This is a genomic window from Marinobacter sp. BW6, from assembly GCF_008107725.1.
Lineage (GTDB): Bacteria > Pseudomonadota > Gammaproteobacteria > Pseudomonadales > Oleiphilaceae > Marinobacter.
Genome location: NZ_VIRN01000064.1, coordinates 115,481 through 132,725, shown reverse-complemented (window position 1 = coordinate 132,725; position 17,245 = coordinate 115,481). Strand labels below are relative to the sequence as shown.

General features: G+C 58.7%; 12 protein-coding genes. 9 read left to right on the top strand and 3 right to left on the bottom strand.

Annotated features, from left to right (window positions below):
• Positions 1–33: 33 nt before the first annotated feature.
• Together FMN52_RS09275 and FMN52_RS09270 are read right to left on the bottom strand one after the other, a co-directional pair.
• Positions 34–1,464: a GTPase/DUF3482 domain-containing protein gene (locus FMN52_RS09275; protein WP_148608377.1), complete on the bottom strand. Its 1,431-nt coding sequence runs from the start codon at positions 1,462–1,464 to the stop codon at positions 34–36.
• On the bottom strand, positions 1,461–2,870 hold the full coding sequence (locus tag FMN52_RS09270) for a DUF2868 domain-containing protein (protein WP_148608376.1): 1,410 nt from the start codon (positions 2,868–2,870) through the stop codon (positions 1,461–1,463). The genes FMN52_RS09275 and FMN52_RS09270 overlap by 4 nt, the downstream gene beginning before the upstream one ends.
• A 97-nt stretch (positions 2,871–2,967) precedes the next feature.
• Here FMN52_RS09270 and FMN52_RS09265 point away from each other — a divergent pair, with 97 nt between their 5' ends.
• Positions 2,968–3,330: a DUF6164 family protein gene (locus FMN52_RS09265; protein ID WP_148608375.1), complete on the top strand. Its 363-nt coding sequence runs from the start codon at positions 2,968–2,970 to the stop codon at positions 3,328–3,330.
• Positions 3,331–3,332: 2 nt separating this feature from the next.
• On the opposite strand, the gene FMN52_RS09260 is transcribed toward FMN52_RS09265, so the two are convergent.
• Positions 3,333–4,199 (bottom strand): alpha/beta hydrolase, encoded by an 867-nt coding sequence (locus tag FMN52_RS09260; RefSeq protein ID WP_346341307.1) that lies wholly within the window; start codon positions 4,197–4,199, stop codon positions 3,333–3,335.
• 389 nt (positions 4,200–4,588) lie between these two features.
• On the opposite strand from FMN52_RS09260, the gene FMN52_RS09255 reads away from it, so the two are divergent.
• The 8 genes from FMN52_RS09255 to FMN52_RS09220 all read left to right on the top strand — a co-directional run bounded on the left by FMN52_RS09255 (position 4,589) and on the right by FMN52_RS09220 (position 17,165).
• Positions 4,589–6,694 carry a 3-hydroxybutyrate oligomer hydrolase family protein gene (locus FMN52_RS09255; RefSeq protein ID WP_162851865.1) on the top strand — a complete coding sequence of 702 codons (2,106 nt, stop codon included), beginning with the start codon at positions 4,589–4,591 and terminating at the stop codon, positions 6,692–6,694.
• A gap of 142 nt (positions 6,695–6,836) precedes the next feature.
• Complete coding sequence (locus FMN52_RS09250) at positions 6,837–8,249, top strand: sigma 54-interacting transcriptional regulator (protein ID WP_148608373.1); 1,413 nt, start codon at positions 6,837–6,839, stop codon at positions 8,247–8,249.
• 327 nt (positions 8,250–8,576) lie between these two features.
• A complete protein-coding gene (locus tag FMN52_RS09245; RefSeq protein WP_148608372.1) occupies positions 8,577–9,629 on the top strand; it encodes a TRAP transporter substrate-binding protein in 1,053 nt (350 codons plus the stop codon).
• A 116-nt stretch (positions 9,630–9,745) separates the two neighbouring features.
• Positions 9,746–10,384, top strand: coding sequence for a TRAP transporter small permease subunit (locus tag FMN52_RS09240; RefSeq protein WP_148608371.1), 639 nt, complete (start codon positions 9,746–9,748; stop codon positions 10,382–10,384).
• Entirely contained in the window at positions 10,384–11,748 is a 1,365-nt protein-coding gene (locus tag FMN52_RS09235; protein ID WP_148608370.1) for a TRAP transporter large permease subunit, read from the top strand. Before FMN52_RS09240 ends, FMN52_RS09235 begins: the two co-directional genes overlap by 1 nt.
• A 13-nt stretch (positions 11,749–11,761) precedes the next feature.
• Positions 11,762–12,541: a 3-hydroxybutyrate dehydrogenase gene (locus FMN52_RS09230; protein WP_148608369.1), complete on the top strand. Its 780-nt coding sequence runs from the start codon at positions 11,762–11,764 to the stop codon at positions 12,539–12,541.
• A gap of 16 nt (positions 12,542–12,557) precedes the next feature.
• Positions 12,558–14,546, top strand: a complete 1,989-nt coding sequence (locus FMN52_RS09225; protein ID WP_148608368.1) for an acetoacetate--CoA ligase — start codon at positions 12,558–12,560, stop codon at positions 14,544–14,546.
• A gap of 375 nt (positions 14,547–14,921) precedes the next feature.
• Complete coding sequence (locus FMN52_RS09220) at positions 14,922–17,165, top strand: NADP-dependent isocitrate dehydrogenase (protein WP_148608367.1); 2,244 nt, start codon at positions 14,922–14,924, stop codon at positions 17,163–17,165.
• The last annotated feature ends 80 nt before the right edge of the window (positions 17,166–17,245 follow it).

Sequence of the window (17,245 nt, the reverse complement as noted above, 5' to 3'; positions counted from 1 at the left end):
TGATGGAATAGCTTTTTAGTATAAACATCCCTTTCAGGTCCGATTCAACCGCCAATCGTCGTAAACCATCATCGCTTGCTCTATGGCAAGGGTGAAATTGTCCCGCTGTCGATCGTCGAGCGGCCGGCGTTTACGACACTTGTCGAAGGCCTTCTGGATGTTTTGTCGGCTGGTTTTGTCAAGGCTTTCCAGCCAATGGTGATCCGCTGGTTCCAGGTCCAGCAAGTCCCGACCGGCGTGGTTCCGGTGGCTGATGTGCCACCAGTGATCAACGGCACGCCCCAATACAACATAGCCGAACTGGCTGTCCTGTACAGGGCCAAAGCTGGCTGTTTTTAATCCGTCTCTGAGCACGCCGATATTCAGTGCCGGCAGGGCCAGCCGGTCCCCATAGAAATAGCTCCCCGCAGCGCCGATCAGGCCGCCCACCAAAGCGCCCGTTCCGAGAGAGGAGCCAAAGGTCAGTGCGTCGATCCCGGCTCCGCTGACGGCACCCGCGCCAAAGCCGGCGGTGGCGAGGTAGCGCTTGCTGACGGCCCAGGCTTTTCGGCTGTTCTCCGAAAACAGGTCGTGCTCACTGTGCCACTCCAGTTCCGCTTCCTGACGACGGATGCGCCGATGCTGGTAAAGGTGTTCGATATCCACGCGCAGAGTCTGTTCCCGCTTGCGCTGGTGGCGATACCAGTGCTGGCGTAGCTTGTCAGCCAGTGAACCGTCACTTGTCTCGGCCGCCTGTCCCTCAGTCAGGGTGCGTTTCTCCTGGAATGACATCATGTCCTCCAGCGCCCGGGCAATCAGTGCAGCGGCCTGTTGGCGGCGCTGTTGGCGCTGGGCGTACAGGTAGCGAGTGGCCTGTTCCAGTGGCGTTTCCCAGTCCGGTTCCAGTTGTCCGAAAGCTCGTAAAAGTCCGAGATGTTGCTCGAAATGGGCGCGAACAGCATCGAATCGGCGAACAACCTGGAAGAACTGGCCCAGCGCGGCCTGCCAGGTATCGCTGTAGTCGTCATCGCCGATGCTGTTGATTAGCGCCAGGTTGGGGCGGCCGGTCCAGCGCAGGATGGTCATTTCTGCCTCGTGTTCTGTGCTGTAGGGCACCGAACCGTCGACCACGTAAATGATGCCAGCACCCTCGATCAATGGCGTCAGAAGCTCGCATTCATCGGTGAACCGGCCATCGCCTTGATGCTGTGTCACAAAGGCTCTGATCGTGTCAGCGTGGTCGGAGGCCGAGATGCTGTGGGCCTCGAGCCATTCCAGTACCCGGCGCGGGCGCTGGAAGCCGGGGGTGTCTACCAGGGTGTAGAGGGTCTGCCCGTCCACTGTCAGCGGATAGGCCTGGCGTTTGCGGGTGGTGCCGGGTTCCAGGGCAATGGCGATGGCATCGTTCTGGGACAGGGTCGCCACCACGCTGGATTTACCCTTGTTCGGGTGACCGACGACAGCAAACGTAGGTGCCTGTGTCATGAGTGCTCCCCGGCAGCTGAATAGGGATCCCGGATCTGGAAAGAGGGCAGCGACACTTGGATAAACTCGCTGCCAACACGCTCGGCAAAGCGAAGCCAGGGCTGGATCTGATGGGCATCGGGCTCCTGGTTGCTGTCTGCGGCCAGGGGTACCAGGGCGACCCGGGCGCCCTCGGGCCAGATGCCACGGGCGGTCTCAAGAAAGTCCTGAAGTTCGCCGGTGGGGGGTTGCCAGCAACGCACCAGCAGGATGACCGCTTTGGTGCGGGTCTGCAGGTGCCCGGCGATATGGTTCAGAGCCTGATCATCGTCCGAGAGACTGGCGCTGCCCCCGGCACGAAGCACGAGCTGTTTGCCTGAACGAAGCGCCTCTGGCAGTTCCGGTTCGCCGGCGCCAGCCCAACACAGCAGAATGTCGCTGTCGGGCAGTGGCAGCAAATCGCTTCGGGCTCTTGTGTCCGGCAGGTCGTCGGCGTCATGGTGGCTGTTGCCGGTGTCCAGGGTCGGAGTTTCCATGCGATACATCAGGGCGTGCATGGCCGGATGGCTGGCGAGCAGACGATGGGCCTTTCGTCGTGTCTGCGCCGAGGCAAGTCCCCACAGCAGCAGTCGTGGCGCCAGAATCCAGGTTGCCCAGAGCATGGTGACAAACGGCCACCATTGCCCCCATAAAGCCGGGTTGGGACTTGCCGTGGGAGTGCCGGCCCGGAAGAAACGTGTTCCCTCGACCAGAGCAAGATCCGGGGCAGCTGCCGGCCAGAGCCAGGCCCAGGGCGTTGCGACGGCGCTTATCAACCCGTGGTAGCTCTCAGCAGCCGTTTCCAGGGTGGTGCTCCAGCCGAAGGCAAGGTCCTGTATGACCACTGTGGCTAGCAAAGTGACCAGACCCGCGATCCCGAAAGCGATACCACCCAGGTGAGCGGCTTGGGCCATCAGGAGGGGATGGAGCTTGTTGAAGACCCCCTGGTCAGGGTTGGCCCCGAGCCGCCGCGCCAGCCAGCGCCAGGGTTGCCAACCGGCCAGGGATTGCAGGGTGGTAAACAGGGCAAGCACCAGGTGCAAAAGTACGAAGGCCAGAAACACCGTGATGTTGATGCGTTGGCCGCCGTCGTAAAACAGCAGCCCGGCCATGGTCAGCACGCCTGCGATTAAACCAGCTGCCGAAAAAACACCAGTGATCCGGCGCCAGGCCCCCAGGGTCTGGCCCGTGGATGCCGGGGTTGTCCGGGGCCCACTGAGCCGGCTCAGATGGGCCAGCCAGCGGGCGGCATCCGGAGCCACGCCCTGCTCTTCACAGACCAGAGCGAACTTGCGGTCCCGGCGATGCAGGAAGGTGGGAGGTTGTGATCTGTCCCGTTGCGCCTGGTTGTCAAACTCCAGCAGCAATCGGAGGGGGCTGTCGGTCATTCGGTGTTCCGGTGTCGAATTCGTGCAGTCGGGCCCAGTCAGGCATTAGTGCTAGGATATAGGGATACCCGCACCCGATACCAGACAACGAGAGTTCATGCCCCACCATCTGATGAATCTACGCCATGTGCCCGATGACGAGGCCGATGAAATCCGGGCCCTCTTTGATGCCCATGAGGTGGCCTATTATGAAACGCCGCCAAGCCGCTGGGGGATCAGCATGGGTGGTTTCTGGGTCCACGATGACGAGGAGGCGGCCCGGGCCCGAGCGTTGCTGGATGAGTATCAGCGGCAACGTTATGAGACCCAGCGGCGGACCTACGAGGAGCACCTGGCCCGGGGCGAGTCTGGCGGTTTCTGGTTCATGCTCAGGCAGCGACCAATTCGGACCCTGGCGGCCTGCGTTGCCATTCTGATAATCATGGGCCTGAGCCTGCTGCCGTTTATCCGAATTGGTTAGGTTCAGCCATCTTGTTGACGGACGAGGAACCCTATCGCTTCGTCGATGGCACCGCCCGCGGTCAGAAAGCTGGTTACATGCCCCCTCAGGTGCATTTCATACAACTCGCTGTAGACCTGCTGGTCCTGGAGCGCCTCCCGAAAGCGTTCCGTCTGGCTGAAAGGCACGAGCATATCCATGGCGCCGTGAAACAGGAAAAAAGGTGGAGCATTGCCGGTTACATGGCTGATCGGTGATGCCTCGCGATAGGTTCCCGGCATCTCGTGCTGCTCACCTCCAAGGAATTGCCGGATCAGTTTTCCCGAGCCAAAGGCCATCAGGTCGGAGGGCAGGCCGCCGGTGACGACCGCATTCAGTCGGGTTTCCGGCCCGCCGTGGGGCCGGTTCAGCTCGCTGTCCGAGCTTGCTACCAGGGCCATTAAGGCAATGAGATGGGCGCCAGAGGAGAACCCGAAGCCGCTCACTTGCGTTGCGTCCAGGTGATACTCGTCGGCGTGCCGGTTCAGCCACTGTCGGGCGAGTTGCAGATCGTGCAGCTGGGCAGGAAAAGTGTGTTCCGGCGCGAACCGGTAGTCGATATTCAGTACCGCGAAACCGTGGCTGGCAACCTCTTCTGCAATCCAGGCCATATCTTCCCGGGATCTGCGCTGCCAGCCGCCACCGTGAACCATCAGAACAACCGGCCGGCGCCGCTGCGACAGCTGCCTGTTCGGGAGGTAGAGGTCGGCAAACAGGGCTTCAGGCCAACCATCGGGCGAGAACCGCAAGTCCTTAGCTATTTGGAAGGGGCCTTCATCCGGGATGTCAGCGGGGGCGGATCCGTTGTGATGGGTCGCGCACCCGGCCAGCACCAGCAGACTGCTGATCAATCCGAGTATTCCGCTCCGTTTTACTCTTGTTCGGTAACCGGACACTGACATCTCCTTCTTGAAGCGTTCCATCAAGTCTACGACAGGTCGATAGTGGTGGATGTAAGTCCGGCTCCGTGAGCAATACCCAAACTCCATTGTCCGACATTCAATACACTGTCCGATTTTCGGGACAGTCTTGATGGGGCTGGCAAATAAGGCGCTTCCCAATGACTTCTCTGTCCAGAGGTGTCCGGAAATCCGGATTATCGTCTCACTTTAACTAAAGGTTATTCATTAAAAGCTTTTAAATCAGTCAGGTATCCAATTGGCACAGGATGCGCATGGTGTTACCGGGGCCCGGCTTGAGGCCTGGTCTGTTCGTTTACAACAACAAACAAGGAACGATCATGAAACGAATAATGCTCTGCGCCCTGATCGGCGCCACGGGGATGACCCTGACTGCCTGTAAGGACAAGCCACCGTTCAATCAGATTCCCGACTTCATCCGGGGCGATATAAACCAGGCCAGCTACGACGGTATTACCGATGACCTGCTGACTGCGGGCCTGGGTGCCAGCGGTCTGGCCAGTACGCCTGCCCCTGCGTTCACAGACCCTCTGAATCCCACTGCTGCCGAGCTCCGCCGGTTGGCGATCTATAACAACTACCGAGCGTTGGTGGATACGGTTCCCGGCGGCGGTTACGGCACCTTTTTCGGCCCACAAGTCGGCGCCAGCGGTGAAGGCCTGATACCGGGCGATGAATTCATTGCCTACATGTCGGTGCCTGGTACCGGTGTGCCGGTGACGGTCATGGCCCAGGTGCCCGATAGTTTCGATCCTGATCAACCTTGTATGATCACGGCGCCCTCGTCCGGTTCCCGTGGCATCTATGGCGCCATCGGCACCGCCGGGGAATGGGGACTCAAGAAAGGGTGTGCCGTGGTGTACACCGATAAAGGCACTGGAACCGGTTCACACAACCTCGCCACCAATACCGCCCAGCGGATTGATGGCACGCTGACCTCATCCGATGAACCCGTGCAGTTTCGGGCCGACCTGACCGATGAGCAGCGCGCCACGTTCGACAGTAACTGGCCGGATCGTTTCGCCTACAAGCACGCTCATTCCAAAGCCAATCCGGAAGCTGATTGGGGCCTGCATGTGTTGCAGTCCATTGAGTTCGGTTTTTACGTGCTGAACGAGAAGTTTGGCCGGGAATTGGGTAACGGTGAAACCCTGCTGACGATAACCCCCAAAAACACGGTGGTCATCGCCTCCAGTGTCTCCAATGGCGGTGGCTCGTCAGTTCGTGCAGCCGAACAGGATACCCGGGGCCTGATTGATGGCGTGGCGGTTTCCGAACCGAACGTTAACCCGACGGTGGACCGCAGCTTCACTATCCGTCAGGGCGATGGCCCCGTGATTACTGAGCACAGTCGCAGCCTGCTGGATTACACGACCGCTCTTGCCGTCTATCAGGGTTGTGCCAACCAGGCGCCGGCGATTCGCGACACCGCACCGCTTAATGCCGTGTTCAATCCGCCGGCCATCGGCGAGAATATCTGTAATTCCCTCGCCAATAAGGGGCTGGTGACCGGTGCTACCCTTGATGCCCGGGCGACCGATGCTCTTCGGATACTCAATGAGGAATTCGGTATTCAGCCGGAACAGAACCTGCTGGCACCCGTGCACTTCGGGTTGGCGGTGGCTCCGAGTATTTCCATGACCTATGCCAACACCTATGGCCGGGCCGGTGTTGAGGATCGGGTCTGTGAACTCAGTCTGTCGGCAACTGATACCGCCGGAGCCGTAACCCAGTTGGCGCCCACGGTCGAGGCCGCCTTGTTTTCGGCCAGCAATGGCATTCCGCCGTCGGCCGGGGTGAACATCGTGTACGACGATGCCGATGGTCAGCCCACCAATCTGCCTGCCAGTGCCTCCCCGAGCTCCAATCAATTGGACTATGGCCTGGATGCCCTGTTGTGCCTTCGAAGCCTTGCCCAGGGCAGCGACGCCATTAGCGGAACGGATCTGGAAGGTTCCGACGCCGAGCTGGCAACGGCAATTGCGGAGGGGATCGCCGAGGTTCGCGCCTCGGGCGATCTGCAAGGCAAGCCGACGGTTTTTGTCACCGGTCGTGCCGACGCGATTCTGCCAATCAACCACACGTCCAGGCCCTATTTCGGCCTGAACCAGCGAGTGGAAGGAAAGAAAAGCAACCTTCGGTACTACGAAATCCTCAACGCCCACCATCTGGACGTGCTCAATGGGTTCGCGGGCGTTGCCGATCGTTATGTGCCGCTGCACCACTACTATTTCCAGGCGCTGGATCTGGTTTGGGCCAATCTGACCGAGAAGCAGGCGTTGCCGCCCAGTCAGGTGGTTCGGACAGTGCCCCGGGGCGACATTGCGACACCGTTGGCGGAAGCCAACCTGCCGGCGATCAATCCCGCGCCGGATGCCGCAGACAGGATTGTCTTTGCTGACGACCAGGTCCAAATCCCGGAATAAGCGTGTCACTGGCCGGCCCGATATAGGGCCGGCTTCGTTTGCCCCCGATACGGGGGCCCCATATACTTCCGTGACTGCACCCGGCCTGTCGGGTGCCAGGGTTATCAAGATGAATGACATTCGACCCGTTGGTGCGCGGTACATGACACAGCTGTTTTCTGACAACAATAAAAGTGGCCTGACCAGAGACCTGATCGAGGCCCTGTTTCCGATGTTCGAGGAAGCCAGCGCCGGCGCCATCGCCGTGGACTGCAGTGCCCGGATTACCTGGATCAACAGCAGCTATTCGCACCTGCTCGGCCTCGGGGACCCCTCCAAGGTGATTGGTAAACCGGTGCGCCAACTCATCCCCCATACCCGGATGCCGGAGGTGGTTGAAACCGGCAAACCCCTGTTGTTGGACATCATGGAACACAACCAGCAGCAGCTGGTGGTAACCCGTTTGCCCTACTATGACGACGACGGAAAAATCGTCGGTGCGGTGGCGTTTGTCCTCTACGATGATCTCCAGCCCCTGACGCCACTGGTTTCAAAATACCGGCGGCTACACCAGGATCTGGCTGCCGCGCGCAAGGCATTGGCGAAAAAGGCGCGGGGTACCCGCTACAGCCTGGGTGACTTTGTCGGCGCCAGCCCGGCAGCGCTGGAGGTCAAACGGCGGGCACGTCTGGCCGCTGGTCGTGACATGCCGGTGCTTTTGCTGGGCGAGACTGGCACCGGCAAGGAAGTGCTTGCCCAGGCTATCCACACGGTTTCGGGCCGTGCTGAAAAACCCTTCGTGGGCGTGAATGTCGCTGCGATTCCGGACAATCTTCTTGAGGCTGAGTTTTTTGGTGTCGCCCCGGGAGCCTATACCGGCGCGGATCGTCGTACCCGAGAGGGCAAGTTCCAGCTGGCGAACGGTGGCACCCTGTTCCTTGATGAAGTGGGCGATATGCCCCTGCCGTTGCAGGCCAAGCTCCTGCGCGCCTTGCAGGAGGGTGAGATCGAGCCGCTCGGCTCCAACAAGGTGGTTTCGGTGGATGTCAGGGTTATTGCCGCTACCAGCCGAAATCTTGAGGTCATGATTGCCGAGGGTAATTTCCGCTCGGATCTCTATTACCGTCTCAATGTCCTGGAGATTCCCATCCCGCCTTTGCGGGATCGTCTGGCGGATCTTGGTGTCCTCTGCGAAGCACTGCTTGAAGAGGTATGCGAAGGACTGGAGTTGCGCGGAGAGATTACGGATGCTGGTGTATCGGCTCTGGGCAGTTACGACTGGCCCGGTAATATCCGTGAGTTGCGAAACGTTCTGGAGCGCGCGATGACCATGGGTGAAGAGGGCGGGCTGCTGGATGCTGACGCCATTTTCAAGGTTCTGCCCCGCGGAGGAACCCGTCCGGTTTCCTCTCTGGCTTCGCAACCGGTCAGGCCGTTATCCCGGACTCTGGCTGAGGCCGAGGCCCAGGCCATTGAAGAAGCCCTTGTGGCGAGCCGTGGCAACCGCACCCGTGCTGCAAAGCTCTTGGGCATCTCCAGATCCGTCCTTTACGAGAAACTGGCCAAACTGTCCTGAAATTCGGACGATTGTCTGATTATCCGTACAACCACGTACGACTGATGTCTAATGCTGTCTGGTTTTTCGGACAATCCTTTTCTCGCCGACCTCTTTGTTTTTCCATAACTAATTGAATTAAATAAATAAAGTTATTCTGGCATAGTGTCTGCAACATCCGAGGTGCAGGACGTCAGAACAATGCAGAGAACAAGACTGGCGCCAACTGTTGGACCCCAAATATTATCCTGTCCGTCTGTTCCTGCATTCTCTGACTATACTCAGATCAGGCCTTTCAGGTTGTAAGCCGCCAGGCCAGACAAAACAACAAAGTTAGGAGACTTGCCAATGAAACTTCTCAAGGCTCTCACCGGTGTGGCCGGTGCGATTGCTCTCACCACGGGTTCCGCTTTCGCAGACGATCTGCGCTGGAAAATGCCCGTAGCCTTCGCTACCAACCTTCCGGGCCTCGGTTCTCCCGCTGCCTGGGTTGCGGACAACCTCACTACCGCCTCCGATGGCAGCATCCAGGTCCGTGTCTATGAGCCCGGCAAGCTGGTTCCGCCGTTCGACATCCTGCAGTCCGTCTCAGACGGCAAGGTCTCTGCTGGCTACACCTGGATCGGCTACGACCAGGGCAAAGTGCCTGCGATTCCCCTGTTTGCCGCTGTTCCGTTCGGTATGAAGCCACCCGCCTACATTGGCTGGTATTACTACGGTGGCGGTCATGAAATGCTGCAGGAAACCTATGCCAACAAAGGCTTCAACGTACACGCACAGCTGTGCGGCATCATCGGGCCTGAAACGGCGGGTTGGTATTCCAAGCCCATCAAAACACTGGAAGACTACAAAGGCTTGAAGATTCGTTTCGCTGGCCTGGGTGGCAAGGTTCTCGAGAAGCTGGGCGCTTCCGTCACCATGATGCCGGGCGGCGAGCTTTACCAGGCGCTGGAGAAAGGCACCATTGATGCTACTGAGTTCTCCATGCCGGCTATTGACCAGATCCTCGGCTTCAATCAGGTGGTTAAGTACAACCTGTTCCCCGGCTGGCACCAGCAGTTCACGGCACAGTACATGTTGATTAACAAGGATGAGTGGAATCGTGCCACGAAAGCTCAGAAGGCGCTGGTTGAAGCTTCCTGTACTGCGGCGACCACTCGCGGTCTGGCCGAGGGTGAGTACAAGAACGGCAAGGTTCTGGCCGAGTTCCAGGACAAGGGCGTTCAGGCCGACCAGATTCCCCGTGATGTTCTGCTCAAGCTGCGGGACGTGACCGAGGAAGTGCTTGAGGAAGAAGCGTCGAAGGATGCCGATTTCAAACGCGTTTACGAGAGCCAGCAGGAGTTCATGGAATCCTACAAGGTGTGGGATACCCGCGCCTATGTACCGGCGGACCTCTAAGGTTCGGGGCTGACCCAGAGCACCGGAGGCAATTCTGGTGCTCTCTTATTTAGTCTGGATGGCCCTGCGGGGCCATCCTTGTTTCACGGCAGGCTTTGTGAACGAGGAACTGTTGTATGACAGTGTCTGATAAAGGCTCACCGCCAGGTGTGCGGGCATCGGCGTCGGACGCCGGGCAATTTATTCATCATCACACGGAGTTTCCAACAACCGGGCTTAGCCGGGTTGTGGACGGTGTCATTTCTGCAATAGGCAAGACTGCGTCCTGGCTCTGGATTGTGGTTACCGGCGTGATCATCTACGCCGTAGTGGGTCGTTACGCCTTTGGCATGGGGTCGGTCACTCTGGAAGAGGTCCAGTGGCACCTGGCCGGCGCAGGCTGGTTGTTGGGGTTGGGTTATACCCTGGTGACGGATGATCATGTCAGGGTGGATGTCATCCATGAGCGGCTGTCTCTCAAAGGCCAGGCCTGGATTGAATTATTGGGCCTGGTCTTCCTGTTGTTGCCGTTCCTCGGGCTGGCGGTTTACGAAATGATTCCCTACGCCATCAGTTCCTGGGAGCAGGGCGAAACCAGTCAGGCACCTGCCGGCCTCCCGTACCGCTGGATTCTCAAGGGCGTTCTGGCATTTTCGTTCGTGCTTCTGATTCTGGCTGCCCTGTCTCGCCTGTTGAAAGTAACTGCCCTGCTTTTCGGCTTTCCGAAGCCAATCCGGGTCGAATCCGGGGATAACAAGAAAGAGGATGCGTCCTGATGGAGCTTGAAACCCTTTTCGTAATCGGCATGTTCCTCACGTTCGGGGCGTTGCTGATGACCGGATATCCGGTTGCGTGGGTCTTGGGTGGCACTGCAGTTATCTGGACTGTCGTCGGTGTCATTGCCGTTGAGAATTTCGGTGCCAATCTATGGTTTGATTATTCCTCCTCCATGGGGCTGGTGCCTGAGCGGATATGGAAGGTCGTAAACAGCGAAACCCTTGTGGCCCTGCCCATGTTCATATTCATGGGCATCATGCTTGACCAGTCCGGCGTGGCCGAGCGACTGATGAACAGCATGGTCAAACTGTTTGGTGCCGTTCGCGGCGGTTATGCAGTGACGGTGATTGTCATCGGTGTTCTGCTCGCAGCGACCACAGGTATTATCGGTGCTTCCGTGGTACTGCTGGGCATGCTGTCCCTGCCTGTGATGATGGAGAACAAGTACGACAAGGGGTTTGCCGTGGGCACTGCCTGTGCAACCGGCACCCTGGGTATTCTCATCCCGCCTTCCATCATGCTGGTCCTGATGGCGGATCGCCTCGCCGTTCCTGAGGCTTCCGTGGGCGACCTGTTTATGGGCGCGTTCTTTCCGGGTTTGATGCTGGGCGCCATGTATGTGGCCTACGCCATCATCCGCCCCATGCTGCAGCCGAATATTGCGCCGGTGCCTGAGGGTACCGAAAAAGTGAGCTGGGCCATCGTCTGGGAAGTGGCAAAGGCGGTAGTGCCAACCGCCGCGTTGATTCTGGGCGTATTGGGTTCCATCTTTGCCGGCATAGCTACTCCAACGGAGGCTTCCGGTGTGGGTGCCCTGGGTGCTCTGCTGCTGGCACTGATGTCTGGCCGACTGAACCTGAACGTGCTGAACTCGTCCATGCAGCAGACGACGCGCACGGCCGCGTTCATTTTCGCCATCTTCCTGGGTGCGACTGCGTTCTCTGTTGTGCTTCGGGGGCTTGGTGGTGACCAGGTGATAGAAGATGCCCTTCTGGGTCTGCCTTTTGGCCCCTACGGCGTCGTTCTTACCATTCTGTTTGGTGTCTTTCTGCTCGGCTTCTTCCTGGACTGGGTGGAAATCACCCTGATTATCCTGCCGCTGGTTGCGCCGGTTGTGCAAAGCCTCGGCTTTGATCTGGTCTGGTTCACCATCCTGTTTGCTATGTGCCTGCAGACCTCTTTCCTGACGCCGCCGGTTGGATTCGCGTTGTTCTACATCAAGGGTGTGGCGCCACCGGAGATCGCCGTTACTGATATTTATCGCGGCGTTATTCCGTTCATCATTATCCAGCTGGTAGCTCTGGCTATTGTGTTCGTGGTTCCGGAAATCGCGACCTGGCTGCCCAGCGTGGCTTACGACTAAGGAGAAAATAACCATGCGTCTGGAAAACCGGATTGCTTTGATTACCGGTGCCGGCCGTGGCATCGGCCGGGCCATTGCCGAGGCCTACGGTCGCGAAGGCGCCAAGGTCGCTGTGGCTGACCTGACACTCGAGGCGGCACAGGACACCGTAGCTGCCATCGAGCAGGCCGGCGGTACTGCCATCGCCCTCGAAATGGACGTGACCGATGAAGATGCAGTTGACGTAAACGTCAACTTTGTGGTTAAACAGTGGGGTGGTCTGGATATCGCCATCGCGAACGCCGGCATCCAGCACATTGATCCGGTGCACAAGCTTGCTTATTCCGATTGGCGCAAAGTCATGAATGTGCATCTTGATGGCGCATTCCTGGTGACTCGCGCGGCACTCAAGCACATGTACGAGAGTGGCGGTGGCACCATGCTCTATATGGGGTCGGTGCATTCTCTGGAGGCTTCTCCCTTGAAAGCCCCATATGTGGCGGCCAAGCACGGCATGTTGGGGCTGTGCCGGGCGGTGGCGAAGGAAGGTGCGGAACACGGGGTGCGGAGCAACATCATCTGCCCCGGGTTTGTGCGCACGCCCCTGGTGGATAAGCAGATTCCGGAACAGGCCAAGGAGCTGGGCATTTCCGAAGAGGAAGTGATCAGTAAAGTTATGCTCAAGAACACTGTGGACGGCGAATTCACCACCCTGGAAGACGTGGCAGAGTTGGCGGTTCATCTGGCTGCATTCCCCTCTGCGGCTTTGACTGGCCAGTCCATCGTGGTCAGTCACGGCTGGCATATGCAGTAACATTCAGGAGATATGGATGAGCAATGAAGAACAATCACCGGTAGTCTGGTCTCCGTCGGAAGACACCCTGGCCAATTCCCGCATGGGCCAGTTCAAGGCCTGGCTGGAGCAGCAGGGCTTCGGTCCGTTTGCTGATTACCACGCGTTGCACCAGTGGTCTATTGATGAGCTGGAAACCTTCTGGCAGAAAGTCTGGGACTACTGCGGCCTGGTCTGCGATACCCCGGCCGAGAAAGTACTGGGCAAGCGTGCAATGCCAGGCGCCGAATGGTTCCCGGGCATGAAACTGAATTTTGCCGCCAACCTGCTTCGGTTGGCGGAGGGCGAGCACGCCAATCGCGAGGCGGTGGTAGCTTACTGTGAAACCCGCCCTGTGCTGCGCCGCACCTACGCCGAGCTCAAGGCTGACGCGGGTGCCCTGGAAGCCTTCCTGCGTGACAAAGGCATTCAACAGGGCGATCGAGTGGCTGGTGTGGTCACCAATGGCTACGAAGCCCTGGTTGGTATGCTGGCAGCGACGAGCCTCGGCGCCATCTGGAGTTCAGCGTCTCCCGATTTTGGTGTTGGCGCCATTCTCGATCGTTTTGGCCAGATTGAGCCCGCAGCAATGATCGTGGTGAATGGCTACGGCTATGGCGGCAAGGTTTTCGCCCGCCAGCAGGACTTCGCAGAGCTGATTGCAGGATTGCCCACTCTGAAATCTGTGGTCAGTGTTCAGCAACTGCCGGACGAGCCCCCGATTGGCGGGGATCTGGTTACCACCTGGGACGACGTCCTGGCCTACGGCAAAGGTAATGCGCCCTCGTTCACTCCGCTGCCCCCGGACCACCCGGTCTATATCCTGTATTCCTCCGGCACCACGGGCAAACCCAAGTGCATCGTTCACGGCAACGCCGGCCTGTTGGTCAACCATGCCAAGGAATTGATGCTCCATGGCGACGTTGGTCCCGAGGACCGGTTCCTGTACTTCACCACCTGTGGCTGGATGATGTGGAACTGGCAAGCCTCCGCCCTGATGACAGGCGCAGCGGTGATCACCGTTGACGGCTCCCCGGGCTATCCGAGCCTGAACTTCCTCTGGGACACTGTGGCGGAAGAGAAGGTCACCCATTTTGGCACCAGTGCCCGCTTCATCGCCGGCTGCCGGAAAGGCGAGCTCCAGCCCGCAAAAACCCTGGACCAGAGCAAGCTTCGGGTGGTGTTCTCCACCGGCTCACCGTTGTTGCCGGAAGACTATGATTGGGTCTACAGCGATGGCGCTCCCGGCGCCCTGCTCGGCTCCATTGCAGGTGGCACGGACATCTGCGGCTGCTTCGTCGGCTCAACACCCCTTCTGCCTGTTCGTCGTGGCGAAATCCAGTGCCGCTTCCTGGGCGTCGACGCGGTCGCCTACGGCGACGATGGTCAGCCGGTCAGCGAAGGCCGCGGCGAGCTGGTCTGCCGTCAGCCGCTGCCATCGATGCCGGTCAGCTTCTGGCAGGATCCGGATGGCGAGCGCTACCGCGACGCCTACTTCAACACCTTCCCGGGCGTGTGGGCCCACGGTGATTTCATCGAGTTCACCGAACACGGCGGGGCCATCATCTATGGCCGCTCTGATGCCACCCTGAACCCGGGCGGCGTTCGAATCGGTACCGCGGAAATCTACCGCCAGGTGGAAACCGTGGCTGAGGTCAAAGACAGCCTAGTGGTGGGACGTCAGGTCGACGGCGACGTGGAAGTGGTTCTGTTGGTGGTTCCGGCTGACGGCCAGGCCATCACCGACGACCTGCTGAAACAGCTCAAGAGCCGAATCCGCGAAGGCGCCAGCCCACGCCACGTGCCCAAGCACATCGTTCAGGTGAACGATATTCCGTACACCCGCAGTGGCAAGAAGGTGGAACTGGCGGTTGCCCGGTTGATCAACGGCTCGAAAAAGGCGGACAACAGGGATGCTCTTGGCAATCCCGAGGCCCTGGACCATATTCGGGATCGGTTGGCTGCGGTTGGGCTGTTGCCCGAATGAGGGGCTGAAATCTGAGGGTGGTTGTCGGATTACGCCGTTGGCTAATCCGACCTACTCTCCTGATTTTGTCGACAAAAATGCTGTTGAGATTGACCGCGCGGAGGCATATCGAGAGGCCCGGTTCCTCTGCCGCTCTACCCGAATGTCCAATGTTAGAAAGTTTCGTAAATTCCCTCCATTTCATCGTCTTGTAACCGAAGATCAGGCATTTTTAGTCCGTTCTTATACTAAGATCTTAACCAAAATTAACGAAAAAATGGTATCTTAGTAGGTCTATCAAAAGTTCCTAATCAGTCATTGCTCAGGTCGGGCGTTCAAAAGACGTCTGACCCCGCCATGACCGTCCTGAACCCACCCATTAGCCTGAGGACGAAAATGACATCATCCAAAGCCAAGATTGTCTACACACTGACCGACGAGGCGCCAGCTCTCGCAACACGGTCGCTTCTTCCCATCCTGGAAACCTATGCCAAGCCGGCTGGTATTGAATTCGAAACCAGCGACATCTCTCTCGCGGCGCGTATTCTGGCGAACTTCCCGGATTATCTGGAGGAAGATCAGCGGGTTCCGGATGCCCTGGCCGAACTGGGTGAATACACCAAGGACCCAGACGCCAACATCATTAAACTGCCGAACATCTCAGCGTCTATTCCGCAGCTACGGGCGGCTATCACAGAGCTGAACGAGCAGGGATACAAGCTTCCCGAATACAAAGAGAATCCTGAGACAGACGAAGAGAAAGAAATCCAGTCCCGTTACGCCAAGGCTCTGGGCAGTGCCGTTAACCCGGTGCTCCGTGAAGGCAACTCCGACCGTCGTGCGCCGACTGCCGTAAAAGCGTTTGCCCGGAAATACCCGCACACCATGGGTGAGTGGAGCCCGGCCTCACGCACCCACGTGGCCCACATGCGCGGTGGTGACTTTTACTCCAGCGAGCAGTCCGTAACTCTGGACAAGGCTACCAAAGCCAACATCGTGTTCGAGAACAAGCAGGGCAAGCAGACGGTTCTGAAATCCGACCTGCCGCTGCAGGAAGGCGAAGTTCTGGACGGCATGTTCATGAGCAAGAAGGCGCTGGTGAAGTTCTTCGAGGACGCCATTGCCGATTGTGAGAACACCGGTGTCATGTTCTCCCTGCACGTGAAAGCCACCATGATGAAAATCTCCCACCCGATCGTGTTTGGTCACGCGGTGAAGGTTTTCTACAAGGATCTGTTCGACAAGTACGGCGAGCTCTTCGACGAGATCGGCGTGAACCCGAACAACGGCCTGTCCAGCGTGGTCGAGAAGATCAAGCAACTGCCGGAATCCAAACAGGAGCAAATCCAGGAAGACTTGCACGCTTGCTACGAGCACCGTCCGGAAATCGCCATGGTGGATTCGGTCAAGGGTATCACCAACCTCCACGTCCCCAGCGACGTCATTGTTGATGCCTCAATGCCGGCGATGATCCGTAACTCCGGCAAGATGTGGGCCCGGGACAACAAGCTTAAGGACACCAAGGCGGTCATGCCGGAGTCCACCTACGCCACCATCTACCAGGAAGTGATCAACTTCTGTAAGACCCACGGTGCCTTCGATCCCACCACCATGGGTACCGTGCCGAACGTTGGTCTGATGGCTCAGAAAGCCGAAGAGTACGGCTCCCACGACAAGACCTTTGAAATCAAGGAAGACGGTGTCGTTCGCGTTGTTGCCGAAGACGGTACCGTGCTGACCGAGCACAACGTCGAGAAAGGCGATATCTGGCGCGCATGCCAGACCAAGGACCTGCCGATTCGTGACTGGGTCAAGCTCGCCGTCAACCGTGCCCGTGCCACCGGCATGCCGGCGGTGTTCTGGCTGGACGACGAGCGTGCTCATGACGCCCAGCTGATCAATAAGGTAAACACCTACCTGAAGGATCACGACACTGAGGGGCTGGATATCCGCATCATGTCCCCGGTTCGTGCTATCCGCTGGACCATGGAGCGCCTGATTCGCGGCCTCGACACCATCTCCGTGACCGGTAACGTACTGCGAGACTACCTCACCGATCTGTTCCCGATCCTCGAGCTGGGTACCAGTGCCAAGATGCTGTCCATCGTTCCTCTGCTCAACGGCGGAGGCCTGTACGAGACCGGTGCCGGCGGTTCCGCGCCCAAGCACGTGCAGCAGCTGATCCAGGAGAACCACTTGCGCTGGGACTCCCTGGGTGAGTTCCTGGCCACCGCGGTCTCCCTCGACGAGCTGGGCGAGAAGCAGAACAATGAGCGTGCGCGCCTGCTGGGTCAGACCCTGGACAAGGCCACCGAGCGTCTGCTGGAAAACAACCAGTCTCCGTCCCGGGTTACCGGTGAACTGGACAACCGTGGTTCCCACTTCCACCTGGCCCGTTACTGGGCAGAAGAGCTGGCGAGTCAGGACAGCGACAAGGAGCTGAAGGAGTTCTTCACCAAGCTGTCTTCACAGCTGGAAGAGAACAAGGAAAAGATCCTGGAAGAGATGACCGTGGTTCAGGGCAACCCGGCGGAAATCGGTGGCTACTACCACCCGCCGATGGAGAAGGTCTGCGAAGTGATGCAGCCGAGCGCCACACTGAACAAGATTCTCGAAGATGCCCGTGCATCCGTGAAGTAAGTCAGCCTGGTAGCATCCGGTTTAACAGCCGGATGCCCTCAAAAAACCGGACAACCCTGGCGGGTTCTCCGGTTTTTTTG